The organism is Paenibacillus contaminans (genome assembly GCF_003285015.1).
GTDB lineage: Bacteria > Bacillota > Bacilli > Paenibacillales > NBRC-103111 > Paenibacillus_V > Paenibacillus_V contaminans.
The window spans coordinates 63,740-80,794 of sequence record NZ_QMFB01000014.1; the positions used below are offsets into that span (position 1 = coordinate 63,740).

Sequence of the window (17,055 nt, forward strand, 5' to 3'; positions counted from 1 at the left end):
AGAGGTCTGGTAATGAAGGCCGTGCTGAATAAAATCCCGTCTGCGTGGAAGCAGACCTAGATGGAAGCTGCCACGCCATGCATCCGGGTTACTTGCCGGAAGCTTCGATCAGCCTCCGCGATTTTTCCGTTATCCATGCGAAGTTGCCCGCGGCAATTTCTTTCAGATTGATCAGCGATCCGCCGATGCCCACCGCCTTGCAGCCCGCACGGAAGAAATCGCCGATATTTTGTTCGTTGACGCCGCCCACGGCGACCATCGGAATATGGTTCAGCGGTCCTTGCAGCTCCTTGATGTAAGGCAGACCGAGACCGGAGCTCGGAAACAGCTTGACGGCCGTCGCGCCGGCTTTCCATGCCTTAACGATCTCCGTCGGCGTCATGGCCCCCGGATAGATCGGAATATCGCGGCTTACGGAGTAGCGGATCACATCTTCTTCCATGTTCGGCGTCACCAGGAACGAGGCGCCTGCCTCGATCGCTTGGCGGGCGTCGTCCGGATCCAGCACCGTTCCGGCGCCGATATACATGCGTTCCCCGAAGCTCCGCTGAAGCTCGCCGATCATCGATAATGCGCCGCTCGTATTCAGCGTTACCTCCATCACCGTTATGCCGCCTTCCAGCAAAGCGTCCGCGACTTGAACGATATGCCGCTCCTCCACGCCCCGTACGATGGCGATAATTCCGGTGCGGTCCAATTCGGCCAATCCTTGCTCGCGATTCATAGTATGTCGTACCTCCCTGAATGCCGTTCTTGGCTTAAATGCCTGCTTGATGTCACTAATTATAAGCCTGGGATGAAGTCCTGTCCAATTGGTTGGGACTCGACATGGAAGTACTCCCTTGAAAGCAGCCAAGAAAAGTAGAAAGGGCTATTGACACTTAAAAATTATATATAATATATTATATTTAACGTATGAATTATGATTGAGGCAATCTGCAGGAAGGAGTTGATGCGAGTCGTTATTAAGGATCGGCTTGCTTACAAGACAGGAACGTTGCCGGAAATATCGGCTGAGACGCGATAGGTTAACTAAGATAGCCGGCTGGTTGAAAGCGCATTCGTATTACGCTGTCTTTTTGAAAAATATATTTGAACGACTTTCCGACAAACAGCAAACGATGAACTGGAGATGAACGGATAAATGAGACTCATTAAAAGAGCGGTGCATATCGATTTTCATACGATGGCTGACATTCCGGATTTCGGCGAGCATTTTGATGCGGCGCAATTTGCCAGAACGCTGAAGGAAGCCCGCGTGGACTTCATTAACGCTTTCGCCAAATGCAATATCGGCTTTGCCTATTATCCTACCGAGGTAGGCGTTGTTCATCCGCACCTGAAATTCGATATGCTTGGGCAAACCATCGAGGAGTGCCGCAAGCTCGGGATTGGCGTAACCGCTTATTTTAACGTCGGGCTGGATCACGAAATGGCGCGGAAGCACCGGGACTGGTGCGTATTGAATAAGGACGGTCAAGTGATTTACGGGGACCGTACCGCTAATTTTTTCCGGAATATGTGTTTCCGCTCGGGCTATCGCGATTATATGCTCGCCATGATTCAGGAGGTTGTAGACCGCTATCCGATCGACGGCGTCTTCCTCGACTGTATCGTACCGCGCGCCTGCTACGGGGACGAATGCTGCGAAGGCATGCGCGCAATCGGCTTGGATCCCCTGAACGACGATCATGTGCTTGAACACGCCAAAGAGGGCGTATACGATTTTTGCAGAGATGTGAAGTCCATCGTCGGCGACGAGAAATTTCTTTATTTGAACGGCCTGGAATTCGGGGAATCGGAAGGTATGAACACGCATGCGGAGATCGAGTGTTTGCCTGGTGCATGGAGCTACGACTTTTTCCCGGCGCGGGCGGCTTATGCGCGAAATCTCGGTTTTCAAGTATTTTATATGACCGGCCGGTTTCAGGAAAACTGGGGGGATTTCGGCGGACTCAAGTCCAAAGCTTCCTTGGAAAACGACTGCTGGGACGCCATCAGCAACGCGGTGAACACCTCGGTCGGCGATCATATGCATCCGCGCGACGGGCTGGATCCGGCCGTTTACCGGATGATCGGCGAGGTTTATACGGAGCTCGAAAAGCTGGAGCCGTGGACCGAATACGCGCGGGCGGTAGCCGATATCGGCGTCGTCGTAACGACCTCCGGCATTATCGGGGATTGGCATAACGGAGCGGTGCGTATGCTTGGCGAGCTCGACTACACGTATGATCTCATCGACGAGCGGATGGACTTCGCGAAGTATCAGGTGATCGTACTGCCGGACAATATCGCGGTGACGCCGCTGCTCCAAACAAAGCTGGAAGCGCATCTGGCGCTCGGAAGAGGCGTAGTCAGCACCGGCGGCTCCGGACTCAATCCGGAGAAGAGCGGGTTTGCGATCGATGCTTGGAACATGGAGTATGAAGGTCCCGATCCGTGGAATTCCTCTTATTTCAAAATGCTGGAGCCTACGGACGGAGCCGTGCCGGATATGCTGTGCGGACAATACAGCCAGAACATCCTGCTGCAGGTCAAAGAGGGCGCCCAATCGGTCGCCGATTATTATCAGCCGTATTTCAACCGTAAATGGGACGGCTTCCACGGGTCGTTCTACACGCCGCCGGAGAAATATGCGGGACGTCCTGCGGTAGCGAGATCGGGCAATATTTTTCAATTTTGCTTCAACGTGTTTACGGCGTATTTTAACCATGCATTGCCTGCTCATAAAGGGATGATCGATTATGCCATCAAGCAGCTGCTTGCCGCGCCTCTTCTTAAATGCGAGGGAATACCGTCGACAGCCCGCGTAACGGTAACGGAGAAAGACGAGATGCGGATGATTCACATCAAATCGACATGTCCCGAGCCAAGGGGACGTTATAATGTCGTGGAAGACAGACCGATCTTACGCGATGTCGCCGTCAGCGTAAGAAGCGGCAAGCCGAATCGGGTTTATGCCGCGCCTTCCAAGGAGCCGCTTGCCTTCGAGCAGTCCGAGGAAGGGTACGTCCGGATTTCCGTTCCGCATGTGGACGGGTATTTGATGATCGTAATGGAGTAGGGGCTTTGGGGAGCACGAAAGCGGACCGTTCGCCGGTCATTCAGCAAGAACGCCGCGCGCAGGGGCTGCGCGCGGCGCGAATAAGCGAGTCGGCCGCAAGGCAGTCCATACAATCGAATCAGTCATAAAATCACCGATCGATACGGGAGGTTATGAGGATGTTGACGATTGTTTCAGGGGGCACCGGCTTTTATACGATTGCGGTTTGCGATGGCGCTACGGCCGTCGAACAGACGGCCGCAGCCGAATTGCAAACTTATATTCAGAAAGCGAGCGGCGTGACGCTTGCCATCGTTGCGGAAAGCGCCGCGCAGGACAAATCGTTCATGGTCGGACCGACCGCTTTTGCGCTTAGCAACGGCGTTGAACCGACAGGCGAAGAGCAATGGGCGATCAAATGCGTCGGCAACAAGATCATCGTAACAGGGGGAAGGCCGAGGGGAACGTTATACGCGGCCTTTCACTTATTGGAGGAAGAAATCGGCGTACGCTGGTGGAATCCTTGGGAGGAGCATGTGCCGAGCAAGCCGACGCTTACTTTAAACGATGCGTTGGACAAAACCGGATCCCCTTCGTTCCTGTATCGGGACATCTACGACGGCTTATACGATACGGGGGCCAATTTTACCGGTTCTCAGCCCAGCTCTCTTTTTTATGCCCGCAACCGGCTTAACGGCCATTTCTCCTTCGCCCCTGCGGCGTACGGCGGGACGATCGCATACGGTTTTCCTTACCACGCGCATACGTTCCATCTCTATTTCCGTCCCGAACAGTACTTCGACGCGCATCCGGAGTACTATTCCGTCGTTTCCGGCGTTAGGACGCGAAACGGACAGCTTGACTTGACCAATGCCGACGTAAAGGCGCTTATGAAGCAAAAGGTTCGCGACAGCATAACGGCTTCATATGCAAATGCCGATGCAAAGGGACTGCCGCGGCCGATCATGTTCTCGGTGACGGCGAACGATTGGCGGGGCTTTTGTGAAGAACCGAGCTGCCAATCGGTCATCAACAGCAAAGGAAGCTCCGGCTACTTGCTCGAGTTTGTCAACGAAATTGCGGCCGATATCGCAACCTCTTATCCGGAGGTTATCCTCGATACGTTCGCCTACTGGTTTTATATCGATCCTCCGTCAGGCGTAGCCCCGAGCAGCAATGTGCAAATTCGATATGCAAATATCGATCTCGATCTTCTCCATTCTATCGGCCATAGCAACAACGCACCGGTTCGCAGCAAGCTTCAGTCGTGGAAAGCGATCTCCGACCGGGTGATTTTCTGGGACTATGCCGTCAATTATTATCCGAACCCTCCCATTCCGTCGCAGTATGATGCCAAGGCGGATAGCGAATATTTGCTTGCGCAAGGACTGACGGGCGCCTTGATTGAACATGAGGGAACCGTTACTACCGATATGTGGGATATGAAGGTTTGGATGGAAGCGAAGTTTCTCGAAAACCCGGGTCTCGACCTGGAAACGGTCATGAACGATTTTACGGCTAAATACTACGGGCTTGCCGCGGGCTATGTAAACAATTACCTGTACCAATCCAGATTGCTTGCCGATTCTACCAATAACTTCGTTACTTTCGGCACTTCGTTTGAGAAGTACGGCTACTTTACGCTGGATTATGTCAATTGGTGCGAAACGAATTTCGATCAAGCGGAGGCGGCGGTATCCGGCGATTCGATAAGACTGCGACGGCTCCGTCACTGCCGTGCGTCGTTGGACAGACTTATTATATTCCGCTGGAATGCGCTAAAAAACGAAGCGGTATCGAGGGGCGTGGCCATGACGTTCAGCAGGAAGAAATCGGCGGCGCGGTACGTGAATACGATGAAGGAGCAAAAAGCGCTGCGGAGCTTGGCTTCCGGCAGCTTGATTCAGCCGTGGAACGATAAGGCCGTTGACGATGAAATCAGGCAGATGGTCATACCCGCCGATCTTGCCGAGGTTCCGTATCGCTGTATGATCGACGTGACGGCCGACCGCTTCAGGCTGTGGACGGCGAACGGAGGGTTGACGCAAATCGAAGACGATCGGTCGTTGATCGGGCAATGCACCAAGGTGACGCTTTCCGGCTTCGATACGCAAGCAAATGCGAATTTGCACAAGCCCGGCGTGACGATAGGCCTGTACAACCCGGTCAACGGGAACCGGACGATTCGCACGCTTGAAATTCCCGATATTACGCCGAATGCTTATAAACTGTACTACTGCGGAACGGCAAAGCTGTACGAGAGCGATTATTTGTATATTTTCAGATCCAATAACGTTCAGGTCGATATGGCAAACTTGATTTCCGGGCAATCCGATCAATTGTACGATATTTACGTGTCGATGAATTTCGAGGGCGCCGTATATGGCGGGAGTTCGTCCAATCTGGATGCCGTCTATATCGATAGAATCCTATTGGTCGGCAAGGGCGTGCTGCCAACCGAGCTCAACGGCGTATCATACGCCGCCATGACGGACTTTTCTCCGGAATCGTTCCGGCTCTGGACCGCTGGGGGAGGGCTTGCGAGAATAGAAGAGGGGCATGCTTTGACGCGGCGCTGCGCCAAGGTTACGCTGAACCAGTTTGCGACGGAAACGGACCGGGCGATGCACCTTGTGACCCCTTCGATTCCGATGTTAATCGGCGTATACAGCCCTGCGAACGGTGCCAGAGTAATCAAGCAAATTTTCCCGGCCGACATCGCTCTGAACGTATATAAAGTATACAAAATGGAAAATTTGCTGCTCGGCGCCGGCGATTATTTGTATCTTTTTTCATCCTGGGTCATACAGTGCGACATATTTAAAGCGTTTACAACGGATCCGAACCAACGCTACGACATTTATGTATCCATTAAATTCGAAGGACCGGCATTCGGCGGAGATTTGTCCAGAGAGGATGCCGTCTACGTCGATAGAATCTTCGTTGTCAGAAGATAGCGCCGGCGATGATTTTCCAGTGGCTGTCGGCGGCCGAATGGGAAAAAATCAAATTTCGGAGAAGGGATTGAAGCCGGTATGAAACGAGACGACGCAACGCATTTGGGATCGAAAGCCGAAATAGGCCTTAAGCGGGAGAGCGGATTGTCGGAGGGCAGGCCGATCCTCACGGGTGTCCCAATGGCTTCGATGGCCGGGGGAGCCGGGGAAGTCGGCGAAGGGAAGCCCTCACTATTAAATGGCGCCATCGACGCAATGGAGTCGCGTCCGATTGCCCGACGCGTTTTTTTGCAAGGAGGGGTGTCGACAGCCTTACTGTTTATCGCCGGCCCGTATGCCGCCCGTTATTTGATGAATGCTGCGGCTAAAAGGACGGAAAGCGCAAGCTCTTCGCAGAAAGCCCAGACTTTTCAAAATAGTGGCGAGGGAGCGGTTGTTGCGGACAGGACGGCTGCATTGCCTTCCTTCTCGGTGCATTATTTGCGTTAAGCCGTAAAAGCGCAAAGCCCGACTTCCTGACGGAGGCGTCGGGCTTTGGTTTTTTTGGTTTATCCTAAACCTCGGTAAACGCGCAAGTCCCTAAGCATATGCTTACGAAGTCGCTTTCTTCGAAAGCGTTTAGGACAACGAAGCCATTTACCTTGACCAAATGAATTGAAATTATTGCGCGCTTTGACCGCTTTCCGTCAAGGCCAAGCTTTTCCGGTATGTCGGCAGCTCGCTGTCGAGCAGGCTGCGGATTTGAGCGATTTTCCATTGCAAATGCTCGGGATCGGTCATATAATCCATGCTTGGCTCCCAGCCGAGCCTTGAATCGGCTTCGGTCAGCGGTATGGCCGCTTCGGCATTGGCCAGCTCCGCCTTCGCAACGGCTTCCAGCTCGTCAAGAAGTGCCGCCGCCTTCAGCGGGTCGCCCTCGATGAACAAGCGCTGCTTCAGCTTCCACCACTGTTTGGCGTGAATGACGGTGCGGATCGTCAAGGCGATAAATTCATTCAAGCCAAGCATCAGCTTGCCTTCGGAGAGCTTCGCTTCAGGCGTCAGCGTCAGCGCCTGATTCAGGCTTTCATTGCCCAACTGCCAAAGCTCGAGCATGCGCTCGAGACTGCGCAATTCGACGTCGATGCGCGAAGCGCCGAGCGACTGGCGAGCGCCTTCGTGCGGCCGGTAATCCGCGACGATGATCTCATTGCCGAACATCGCATGCTTCGATGCCGGAATTTGTACGCCTCTTTGGAAAATAAGCGGGTACGACGGACCGATCCGGAAAGGACCGTACTGGTCTTCATTAGTCGGGATGTAATGGCTTATGCCATCGCTCCAATGGCGCCAAGCTTCCAGCACGTAAGGGACGGCTTCCGCGCTGAAATCGCGCTTTGCGACCGCCGCGAAAATATCCTCGGCGGGAGCCGGGGCGCTCCAGTAGGCCGTTTTGGTCAAATCGTTAAGGAACGAAGGCCACCAGCCGAAATGATGGGATTCCATCAGGCCGGACAAGCCCCAGTCTTCGCGCGCTTTAAGCAGGGCGGCATGTCTCTTCGCCCATTGAAAAGGTACGGGCTCATAGGGAATGACGCCGATATCCCAAGTCAATCCGCCGGTATTACACATCGTGTACAGCTTGATGCCGCGTTCATGGGCGACTTCGGCCTCGCTTGAAAAATACCGGCCCGGACCTTCGAACGATACCGTATAATCGACGCAAACGCTTGTGATATGCTCATGCTTGATCTGCTCGAACATTTCAAACGTCACCTGCAACGTTATGCCCTCCGGCAAAGCGCGAATCAGCTTCAGACGGTCCTCCTCCGGCGCCCAGCCCCAGTTGTAGGTCCAGAATACGATATCCGCTTTATCGTTATGCTTGTGAATGACCTTCTTGATCATGTTCAGCCACTGCGGGAAGTCGACGCACGGCCACCAGCCCGGGCTGACCTTCGTCTGCGGCTTATCCTTGGGCCATTCGAGCCGCAGCATGCCCGTCGTATTGGGGTCGTGGCTCGGAAATTCGCAAGATTCGCCGACGAAGATGACGCCTTTAAGGCGCGGGCACGCTTTGAACAGCGCACCGTAGGTGCCGTCGTAATATTCTTCGGCATCCGGGGCGTCGGGATGTTTGCGGCTCGTTATGTAGCTGTAGGCATACACATCAAGCCCGTAAAGTTCCGCCCGGTCGATCAAATAATTGAAGTCGATGAATCCGTCCGGCGTCTCGTTGACATCTTTGACGAAAAGAAGGATTGAATCGATCCCTGCATGCGCCATGGCATTCAGATGGGAATCGGGATAATGATCGAGTCCCCAACCGGAATGAACCATTCGAGGCGAAAATAGCGGAGTCCTCGTCACATCCTGCCGGCTGACGATCGGAGCCTCCTTCAGGTTCATCAAATCCTCAAGAAAGTAGCTACCTTGGCCGACGCCGCGGTCATCGAAGCCGCATACCGCGATACGGTTTTCTTCCGCGACGATCCGGTAGCTTCGCGGCTCGGTCAGGCTTTCGCCGAGCTCGGGAAGCCGCGTCCTGTCGGCGAGTACGATGACGTTATTCTCAGACGAAGCGACTTGAGCCACATCCTCGACTCTGCGTACAGGGACGGAAACCTGCATGCTGACAAGCAAGTAGTCCTGCAAATCTTTGGCGACATTCAGCATCAGGGCGCCGGCATCCTTGGCGATGACGATACGCCATTCGTCGTTTAGCTCCGTTTCGTTCGCGGCAGCGCTTACGTCGGGATTTCGGCGGTCGGGTTTATGGACAACTTCGAGCCTTTTGCGAAACTCGTATTTTTTTTCACTCACAGGAAATAATCCTCCTATACAAGCAATTTTATATTATATATAATATATATTATATTACTGGAACCCGGATAAAAACAATACAAATTTGGAGTAATGGATTTAAATCCGTTATAATGGATTATATAGACTATATGACCGGAAATAGTTTATGACGACGTTGGTCCAAGTATGACATTAAAGGAGTTAGTGGTGAATTGATGAATAAGCCTGTTTTTCCGCCAAGACAAAGCATTAGCGAGGATTTGATTCTGTATATTAAACAACAAATAGCAAGCGGTCAGTTGAATCCGGGGGATCGCATCGTCGAAACGAAGCTGGCCCAAGAGCTAGGCATCAGCCAGACGCCGGTACGAGAAGCCATTCGCAGGCTGCAGGGCGAAGGAATTATAACGGTCGTTCCGAATAAAGGCCCTATGGTATGCACGCTTGACAAGAAAGATGTATTTGAAATTTATTCCATCCGTTCGATGCTTGAAGGTCTGGCTATCCGTCTGGCTGTGCAGAATGCTTCGGATGAGGAAATTGAAGAGATTGAGCGCTTTTACAATAAAATGAAGGATAAGCTGATGGACGAATCTGTCGAGTATTTGATAGACGATTCTCTTCATATTCACGAAACGATTATGATCTTGTCGAGACACAGCAGGCTTATTGCGACTTATCAATCGATCTCGTTCCAAATTCTGCTCGTCAATCGGATGCTCGGCACGAAGAAAACGAAGCAAAACGAGGTGCTCCAGCACGGAGAACTGATCGAAGCGCTGAAGCGGAGAGAACCGGATGAGGCGGAGCTGACGATGCGCAAACATATTTATCGCTCCTACCGCGACTTTGTCGAATTGAACGGTCTCGATGCGGAGGGCGACGAGCTCGAGGAGAAAAATTGGTTTTAGACGGAATATGGGGAAGAGGGGAGACGATCCGGTTGCCGGTGATGCTTCCCGTGTTTTCATGCGGAGCTGCCTTTTGGCGGCTTTTTTGTATTTCTTGCAGGTGGCTGCGGTTAAAAATAGGATGTCCCGTTTCGATCACCGCTTTGACGGCTGCAAGAGCTCGAATTCTCGCCCGCTACCCCCGTGTTTCTAGCAAACGTGAGAAAAGGTAATGACTAGCATGGCAAACGCCACTGCGACTCAACTGCAACTGCAACTGCAACTGCAACTGCAACTCAACTGCGACCGCAACCGCAACTATTGCTTGCCTGAAAGACGTGTTGCGTTGAGGTAATGAGGCAAAGTTTATTATTTGTGAGGCAACCGCAATTGTTGCTTGCCGGAAAGCCGCGTTGCGGCGAGATAATGAGGTAAAGTTTATTATTAGTAAGGCAAACTTCACTGTTTCCCGCCGACCCCCATGTTCAGACGAGATAATGAGGCAAAGTTTATTATTAGTAAGGCAAACTTCACTGTTTCCCGCCGAAACCCCGTGTTCAGGCTGATAATGAGGAAAAGGCAATTATTAGTGAGGCAAACGAAATTGATAGTGGTGGTTGCCTCACTAACGGACGAAAACGAGGCATTTACCGGTGGAATAGTAAGGATAGCCTCATTAACAGTGAGGTTTCCTTCACTAGTAGGCTGACCGCATATGATCCAAGGTTCACTTGTCATGAAAGAGCCGCAGTAAACCTCGGGTTTATATGCAGCACATTAACGTTTGTACCTTGAATTTGATGGACTGTCCCAAAAGTCAATGTTGAACTTTGAATCTCCCACATCGGTATGAACATTGCATGAAAAAGACGCTTCGATCCCCACTATAATAGTGGTTTTGGAGGCATCTTTGCACGTCGTTTGGGAATGACTCAATTGGAACGACCCTATTGGGACAGTCCCTATACATTTAATGTGCGGTTGCGGTACTAGTAGATTGACCACATCAAATTCAAGGTACAGACACAGCAGCGTTTCATACGAATCTGCTGTTTAACTGCGAGCTATTTACGAAAAGCCGGGCAGCAAACCTTAAATCATATGTAGTCAAGGTACTGTTGTGCCTCATACGAACCTCTGATTGTGTGTTTCTCTCATGACAAGTGTGGGCAGCAAACATTAGGTCGTGAGCGGTCACCCTAATCTATATTGGCAGAGGAGAAAACCTCGTTACACGCGAGCGACAAAGAAGCCGGTAAGAGTTTATCCTTCAATTTATCAGAAAATAAATCGTAGAAGCGGCTCTAAATCTCGGTAAACGCGCTTGTCCCTAAAAGGACGGCGAAGCCGTTTATCCTTGAATTCGCACGAGCTTCCAACAGGGAATATTGCCTTTTCCCGTTCTCGATAGAGAAAAGAGGAATGAAAAATATTGTTGACTAATATATATTATATATAATATATTATTCCCAAAAGGCTGGGAGTATGCACAGCAAGTAAAGGAGAGGCTATCATGTCAGCGGATGCCGGAACGGTCAAACATCCCGCCGTTGCTATTTTGGAAGATTTGATTCGGATTGAAAGCGTTAACCCGCATTTTGACGCCAGCGCGCAAGGGGAAAATGGAGTCGCGGATTACATCGAGCGGCGAATGATAGCGGCAGGTTTGCCGGTTCGCAGACAACAGGTGTTTCCGGGCAGGGATAACCTGATTATCGAGCTTCGCACCGGAAGGGACGTGCCGACGCTGCTTTTCGAGGCGCATATGGATACCGTGTCGCTTGGCTCCATGATCGATCCGCTTGTGCCGCGTTATCAGGATGGAAAGCTGTACGGCCGAGGCGCATGCGATACGAAAGGGACGCTGGCCGGCATGATCTATACGCTGGAGCAATGCGCTTTGAACCCGGAGCGGCTGTCCGCGGACATCGTCCTATGCGCTTCCGTAGACGAAGAGCACGAATATCACGGGCTGCGCGCATTTATGGCCCTCGACATGAAGATTGACGGCGCCGTAGTCGGAGAGCCGACGGAAATGGGCATTGTCGTCGCCCATAAGGGCTGCGCCCGGTTTACGGTACAAACTCACGGTAAAGCCGCCCACAGCTCGATGCCGCATGAAGGGAACAGCGCCGTCTACCAGATGATGGAGGTGCTGAGCTTCATCCGCGAGAAAATCGAGCCGGAGCTTACGCAGCGGCAGCATCCGCTTTGCGGGTCGCCGACCATCGTAGTCGGAACGATTCATGGCGGAACGCAAATCAATATCGTGCCGGAAACATGCACGATAGAGATCGACCGGAGAATCATTCCGGGGGAGAATCCCGACGAGGTGCTCGCCGAGTTTACGGCCAGATTGCATGCATACGCGGAGGGTAAAGGAATCAAGTTTACGATTGGGGAGCTTCTCCTCGATTGGGCTTTGAATACGCCTTATGATTCGCCGATCGTGCCTTGGGCGCAGCAGGCCGCCCGGACGCTCGGACTGAACGAGCAATTGACAGGCGTGCCGTATTCGAGCGACGCCAGCAAGCTGCAGCGCAGGGGCATCCCGACGATCGTATACGGGCCGGGCTCGATCGCGCAAGCTCATTCGCGGGAAGAATGGGTACCGGTGCGCGAGGTCGAGCAGGCTGCGGAATATTACTTGCAGTTAGCCTTACTATTCGGCAGCCGTCAATAGCTGATCCGGAAGGTGGCCGGCTGGCCGGCAATATCGTCTTGCCGCACACGGCGTGCATGAAATTTCATGAACCGGATGCGCGTAACACAATCTCATGCTGCAGTAGTCAAAAATGACTTTGCTGTTGCGGAGACAAACCGGCTGCGTGGATAGCACAACCTAAACCAATCGAATTGCGGGAAAGGAGAACGGATAATGCGGATTAGCGAACGTATATTTTTAGTAGGAAGCGGCAAACACGGCCACGAAATGACTCACCGTCTGGACTGCAACGTATATTTGCTGGATGGAGGGAGCGAGCTGGCGCTGATCGATGCCGGAAGCGGGCTCGCGCCGGATCAAATCGTCGCCAATATCGAGCGGAACGGCTTCGATATGACCAAGGTAAAAAAGCTCCTCTTGACACATGTCCATGGCGATCACGGGGGAGGCGCTTATTTTTTCCACAAGGAATACGGCTTGGAGGTAATCGCGTCCACGGAAGCGACGCCGTGGCTGGAGCGGGGCGACAAGGAAAAAACGAGCATCGGAGCGGCGATTGCCGCCGGCGTATATCCTGAGGACTACCATTACCCGCCTTGTCCGGTTGCCCGAAGCGTAAGCGAAGGGGATCGGATTTCCGTCGGCGAGCTGGAGCTTGAAGTGCTGGAAACGCCGGGACACAGCCGCGGTCACGTGAGCTTTGTCCTCGAGCATGACGGGGTGCGGACGCTTTTTGCCGGAGACGTCGTATTCGCCGGAGGCAAGGTCGTTATACAGAACATATGGGACTGCTTTATCGGGGAATATGCCGACAGCCTCGATAAACTGAGCCGCCGCCGTTTCGACCGGCTGTTTTCGGGACATGGGCCGTTTTTGCTTTCCGAGGCATGGCGGCATATCGAGCTGGCGGACGCCGCCTTCAAGCGGCTGGACATTCCGCCGAACCTGTAAGCGGTGCTGTTAGTCAATTTTTGTCTGGGTAATTATGCAAGGCGATTCCTGCGGGTAAACGGGGGCTCCCTAAAAGCACTCGGAATACGCTGCGTAGAAAACCTTTACTTTGGGGGAATATGTTGAGAGGGGAGTAGGACTATGACAAATGCGCTGCTCGATAAAAAGTCATTCGTAGGTTTGGACAAATATACATGGTTATTCAGCGGAGCGGAAACGCCTCCTCATGTCCGGTGTATCGAAGCGGTGAACGAATACATGCTGAACCGCGGCAAAGGGCCGGAGGGCAGGGAACTGCACACGCTTCAGGAGCAGAGCTTAAGACGCAATCTTGCAAAGCTTCTAAACGGCAGGGAGCAGGATATCGGGCTGCTTTCCAACGCTTCCGAATGCATCACGGCGGTTGTGCATGCGCTCGAATTGAAGAAAGGCGACAACGTCGTCATCAATACGCTCGAGTACCCGTCCGGGGTCATGCCTGTGCTGCAGTTGCAGCAGAACGGAGTCGAGGTGCGGATCGTCGATCACGAGAACTGGGATGTGTCGCCCGACGCTATGATGGAGCTTGTCGATTCGAACACAAGACTGGTGATGGCGAGCCACGTCAGCTACTTGTCGGGCGCGAGATTCGACTATAAGGCGCTCTACGAGAAGCTGAATAAGACGGATACGCTGTTTCTGCTGGATATTACCCAGTCGTTGGGCGCCGTGTCCGTAGATATGAATTATGCCGATTTTGTCGTATGCAGCTCGTATAAATGGCTGCTTGCCGTTCACGGATTGGGCATTCTCGGAATCAATCCGGCGAGGGCGGAGCAGCTGGTTCCTCATTCGGTCGGCTGGCGAAGTGTGAAGGAAATTTTTCACGACCGCCGATTCCAGGATTATGCGTTTCTGGAGGATGCGCGTAAGTTCGAGGTTGGCTATCCGAGCTACCCTTCCATTTATGCGATGAATTGCTCGACAGGGCTTTTGCTGGAGACGGGGATCGACCGGATCGAAAAACATATTTTGGAGCTTGGCGGCGGATTGATACGCGAGCTTGCCGGACGCGGTTACCAGGTCATGACGCCTGAAGCACCTGAGAAGCGGGCGGGAAACATCGCGATTTCGTTCGAACGCGGCGGCGAGCTTGCCGACGTGCTGCGCCAGCAAGGAGTCCTCGTTTGGGGCGGCGACGGCAGATTCCGGGCCTCGATTCACGGTTATAACGATTCGGCGGATATCGACAGGCTTCTGGAGACGCTCTCCGATCATGCCGGGTCGTTCCGTTAAACCATATTACATGATACAAGAGGAGTGGAGAGAAAAATGGGGAAAGTAAAAGTAGGCATTATCGGATTGGGCAGCTGGGGAAGCTGTCATTTGGAAGCGTATGCCACAATGCCGCAAGTTGAAGTGGTCGCGCTTTGCGATATGAACGGAGAACGCGTACGGAGTCTGGCGGAACGTTTCGGCGTGCCGCATGCTTATACCGACAGCGCAGAGATGCTTGCACGCGACGATATTCAGCTTGTCAATATCGCTACCTTCGAGAACAACCATTTCGAGCCGGCGGTTCGGGCGCTGGATTCAGGCAAGCATGTTCTCGTAGAAAAGCCGGTCTCCACGAAGCTGAGCGAGGCGGAGGGGATGAAGGAAGCGGCGGAACGGAACGGCAAATTCATTTTCCCGGGCCATCTGCTGCGGTTCGAACCTCGTTATGCGGAGATTTATCAGGCGATCCAATCGGAACGGATCGGGACGCCGCACAGTATGTTTTTTAAGCGCGGACGGACGAAAGCGATGTTTACCACATATAAACGAATTCATACGGTGTTCGAACTGACCGTTCATGATCTGGATATTGCCATCTGGTATGCCGGCAGCAGGGTAACGAAGGTCAAATCATACGGCAAAAAAGTGAATGACACGACGGTGCCGGATATTTTGTGGACGAGTCTTGAGTTTGCGAATGGGGTTATCGCGACCCTGCACAGCAACTGGATGACGCCTGACGAAGCGGGCATTGTCATGAACGACGCCGTTGAAATCATCGGAACTTACGGTACGGCGCAGTTCGAGAACAGCGGCTCCAACCTGCAGCTCTGGGACGCGACGGGAAGAAAATCGCCCGACTATTTTATTCACCAGGCGTTCCAAGCAAGCTCGACGGGCGCGCTTCGCGACCAGCTTAGCTATATTTGCAACTGCGTAGCGAGCGGAAACGCTCCGACCTATACGTCGTTCGCAGATGCCGTACACGGCATCGAAGTTGCGGAAGCGATCGTGAAGTCGTTCGAAAGCGGGCAGGAAATTCTTTTATAATCGCGCATGAACGAGGGCTGTCCTTCAGGTTTGGAACCTGGGGACGGCCCTTTGGCATAGGCGGACTTGGTGCGGCGTTTTGGCGGATAGGGTTGCGGTCGTATGTTTTTATGGGTTGAAAAGCGCATATGGTAGAAAATTTACGAGATGGCCATCGAGGTTTATGGTACCGGCTTGCCAGCATGCTGGACTGACATGCAAGCGGAGTTTACTTTGCGCCGTATTCGGCCAACACCTTTTTGGGGGCATTGCAGCGCCAAGCATGGATAAATTGCTCACGGAGCTCATCAGGGCCGACAAGCGGCAGGCGGACGAGGATCGCCGGGTAGTTGAGGTAGTGATCCGTAATGAAGTAAACATTCGGATCGGCAAGCAGGAGGAATTCGCGCGTTTCGAAGTCTAACTTCAGGACGAGCGTTTCACCGTCTTCGCGCAGCCGTGCAAAAAATTTGCCTTTCACCTTGAACGAAGGGGTTCCGTAAGAAATACCCTCTTCTACGTAAGGCAGCGCTCCGGCAATGCGGCGAACCGTTTCGAGATACTGCTCATGGCGTTCCATAACGATTACCTCCTTGGCGCTCCAGCCTATTCAAGATAGAGGAGCAGATCCTCTATCTTTTCCATTGTGCCGATCGGGACTACGCCTCTTTGCTCCATAATAGTTTGAGAGGTTCTGTAGCCGATAAAAGGAATGCCGGCTTCCATCGAGGCTTTGCCGTCGATCCACGAATCCCCTACCGAGAGCCACTCGTTGCCCGCGATATGCGGAAATTGCTTGATGACATACAGAAACCCGGAGGGTGAAGGCTTAAGGGAGGTCATATGATCCCTGGCCACAAGAAGGTCGAAGTAATGGATAATACCCGTTTCCTCGAGCGCTTTTCGTGCCGCCGGCAAAGCATTGTTCGTAACGACCGCCAGTACGAAGCGACCGTGTAGTTGATGCAGCAGCTCGGCCGCCCCCGGCTCGAGCCCCGCTCCTTCCATTCCGGCAAGCTCGTGCTTGGCGGCGACCGCAAGCAGTTCCTCGTAAAAATGTTCGCTGACTCCGGCATTTTTGGCGGTCTCAAGCAAGGTGGAGGTCGTATGCTCCGCAACCGGAAAATTCGCTGGAATGACGCCGGCCGCTTGCAAATGACGGCTTACGTCCAGCTTCATCGCCGGGAAATCGATTTTCGAATGCAGCAGCGTGTTGTCCATATCGAAAATAATGCCTTTGATTCGGTATTTTTGCGTCATAAGCGCTCCTTACCCGGACCTTTGTTAATTGTAACGATATTCCCGGATAACATCCGAGAACATGAGCATGAGCATGAGGATACTGATTCTATTTAAGTATACCATATGTTGGATACGGGGCCAGTTCGGTTCACATCATCAGTACGTTGTTCGCATCAAGTCCAAGGTATAAGCGCAACTGTGCCGTATACAAATTTTCGGCTTGTTTGCGGATTTTTC

General features: G+C 52.8%; 13 protein-coding genes. 9 read left to right on the forward strand and 4 right to left on the reverse strand.

All coding sequences use genetic code 11. The features are described 5' to 3' along the window. Positions 1-88: 88 nt before the first annotated feature. Positions 89-724 (reverse strand): bifunctional 4-hydroxy-2-oxoglutarate aldolase/2-dehydro-3-deoxy-phosphogluconate aldolase, encoded by a 636-nt coding sequence (locus DQG23_RS22605; protein ID WP_113033158.1) that lies wholly within the window; start codon positions 722-724, stop codon positions 89-91. A gap of 420 nt (positions 725-1,144) precedes the next feature. Here DQG23_RS22605 and DQG23_RS22610 point away from each other — a divergent pair, with 420 nt between their 5' ends. The 4 genes from DQG23_RS22610 to DQG23_RS22620 all read left to right on the forward strand — a co-directional run bounded on the left by DQG23_RS22610 (position 1,145) and on the right by DQG23_RS22620 (position 6,489). Then, positions 1,145-3,064 carry a family 10 glycosylhydrolase gene (locus DQG23_RS22610; RefSeq protein ID WP_113033159.1) on the forward strand — a complete coding sequence of 640 codons (1,920 nt, stop codon included), beginning with the start codon at positions 1,145-1,147 and terminating at the stop codon, positions 3,062-3,064. A gap of 5 nt (positions 3,065-3,069) precedes the next feature. Next, positions 3,070-3,192, forward strand: coding sequence for a hypothetical protein (locus DQG23_RS43460; protein ID WP_272949063.1), 123 nt, complete (start codon positions 3,070-3,072; stop codon positions 3,190-3,192). Positions 3,193-3,222: 30 nt separating this feature from the next. After that, positions 3,223-6,000 (forward strand): DUF4838 domain-containing protein, encoded by a 2,778-nt coding sequence (locus tag DQG23_RS22615; protein ID WP_158560649.1) that lies wholly within the window; start codon positions 3,223-3,225, stop codon positions 5,998-6,000. A 78-nt stretch (positions 6,001-6,078) separates the two neighbouring features. Continuing rightward, positions 6,079-6,489, forward strand: coding sequence for a hypothetical protein (locus DQG23_RS22620; protein ID WP_113033161.1), 411 nt, complete (start codon positions 6,079-6,081; stop codon positions 6,487-6,489). Between the two features lie 171 nt (positions 6,490-6,660). On the opposite strand, the gene DQG23_RS22625 is transcribed toward DQG23_RS22620, so the two are convergent. Continuing rightward, the gene (locus tag DQG23_RS22625; RefSeq protein ID WP_113033162.1) at positions 6,661-8,802 is read right to left on the reverse strand and encodes a hypothetical protein; all 2,142 of its coding nucleotides are present in this window, start codon (positions 8,800-8,802) and stop codon (positions 6,661-6,663) included. A 197-nt stretch (positions 8,803-8,999) separates the two neighbouring features. On the opposite strand from DQG23_RS22625, the gene DQG23_RS22630 reads away from it, so the two are divergent. From DQG23_RS22630 to DQG23_RS22650, 5 genes are all read left to right on the forward strand, one after another. Further along, positions 9,000-9,695: a GntR family transcriptional regulator gene (locus DQG23_RS22630; protein WP_113033163.1), complete on the forward strand. Its 696-nt coding sequence runs from the start codon at positions 9,000-9,002 to the stop codon at positions 9,693-9,695. A gap of 1,492 nt (positions 9,696-11,187) precedes the next feature. Beyond that, positions 11,188-12,357 (forward strand): M20 family metallopeptidase, encoded by a 1,170-nt coding sequence (locus DQG23_RS22635; protein WP_113033164.1) that lies wholly within the window; start codon positions 11,188-11,190, stop codon positions 12,355-12,357. A 195-nt stretch (positions 12,358-12,552) separates the two neighbouring features. After that, the gene (locus DQG23_RS22640; RefSeq protein WP_113033165.1) at positions 12,553-13,290 is read left to right on the forward strand and encodes an MBL fold metallo-hydrolase; all 738 of its coding nucleotides are present in this window, start codon (positions 12,553-12,555) and stop codon (positions 13,288-13,290) included. Positions 13,291-13,431: 141 nt separating this feature from the next. Further along, complete coding sequence (locus DQG23_RS22645; RefSeq protein WP_113033166.1) at positions 13,432-14,565, forward strand: aminotransferase class V-fold PLP-dependent enzyme; 1,134 nt, start codon at positions 13,432-13,434, stop codon at positions 14,563-14,565. Between the two features lie 36 nt (positions 14,566-14,601). Next, positions 14,602-15,597 (forward strand): Gfo/Idh/MocA family protein, encoded by a 996-nt coding sequence (locus tag DQG23_RS22650; RefSeq protein ID WP_113033167.1) that lies wholly within the window; start codon positions 14,602-14,604, stop codon positions 15,595-15,597. Between the two features lie 208 nt (positions 15,598-15,805). Here DQG23_RS22650 and DQG23_RS22655 read toward each other — a convergent pair whose 3' ends face one another. Both DQG23_RS22655 and DQG23_RS22660 read right to left on the reverse strand, forming a co-directional pair. After that, positions 15,806-16,156 (reverse strand): MmcQ/YjbR family DNA-binding protein, encoded by a 351-nt coding sequence (locus tag DQG23_RS22655; RefSeq protein ID WP_113033168.1) that lies wholly within the window; start codon positions 16,154-16,156, stop codon positions 15,806-15,808. Between the two features lie 26 nt (positions 16,157-16,182). Beyond that, positions 16,183-16,836 (reverse strand): HAD family hydrolase, encoded by a 654-nt coding sequence (locus tag DQG23_RS22660; RefSeq protein WP_113033169.1) that lies wholly within the window; start codon positions 16,834-16,836, stop codon positions 16,183-16,185. Positions 16,837-17,055 lie beyond the last annotated feature (219 nt).

Bases quoted from the DNA above. Each gene is read 5' to 3' on its own strand.
- DQG23_RS22615 (WP_158560649.1), top strand. From the start codon at position 3,223: ATGTTGACGATTGTTTCAGGGGGCACCGGCTTTTATACGATTGCGGTT.
- DQG23_RS22650 (WP_113033167.1), top strand. From the start codon at position 14,602: ATGGGGAAAGTAAAAGTAGGCATTATCGGATTGGGCAGCTGGGGAAGC.
- DQG23_RS22610 (WP_113033159.1), top strand. From the start codon at position 1,145: ATGAGACTCATTAAAAGAGCGGTGCATATCGATTTTCATACGATGGCT.
- DQG23_RS22630 (WP_113033163.1), top strand. From the start codon at position 9,000: ATGAATAAGCCTGTTTTTCCGCCAAGACAAAGCATTAGCGAGGATTTG.
- DQG23_RS22620 (WP_113033161.1), top strand. From the start codon at position 6,079: ATGAAACGAGACGACGCAACGCATTTGGGATCGAAAGCCGAAATAGGC.
- DQG23_RS22645 (WP_113033166.1), top strand. From the start codon at position 13,432: ATGACAAATGCGCTGCTCGATAAAAAGTCATTCGTAGGTTTGGACAAA.
- DQG23_RS22605 (WP_113033158.1), bottom strand. From the start codon at position 724: ATGAATCGCGAGCAAGGATTGGCCGAATTGGACCGCACCGGAATTATC.
- DQG23_RS22635 (WP_113033164.1), top strand. From the start codon at position 11,188: ATGTCAGCGGATGCCGGAACGGTCAAACATCCCGCCGTTGCTATTTTG.
- DQG23_RS22640 (WP_113033165.1), top strand. From the start codon at position 12,553: ATGCGGATTAGCGAACGTATATTTTTAGTAGGAAGCGGCAAACACGGC.
- DQG23_RS22660 (WP_113033169.1), bottom strand. From the start codon at position 16,836: ATGACGCAAAAATACCGAATCAAAGGCATTATTTTCGATATGGACAAC.
- DQG23_RS22655 (WP_113033168.1), bottom strand. From the start codon at position 16,156: ATGGAACGCCATGAGCAGTATCTCGAAACGGTTCGCCGCATTGCCGGA.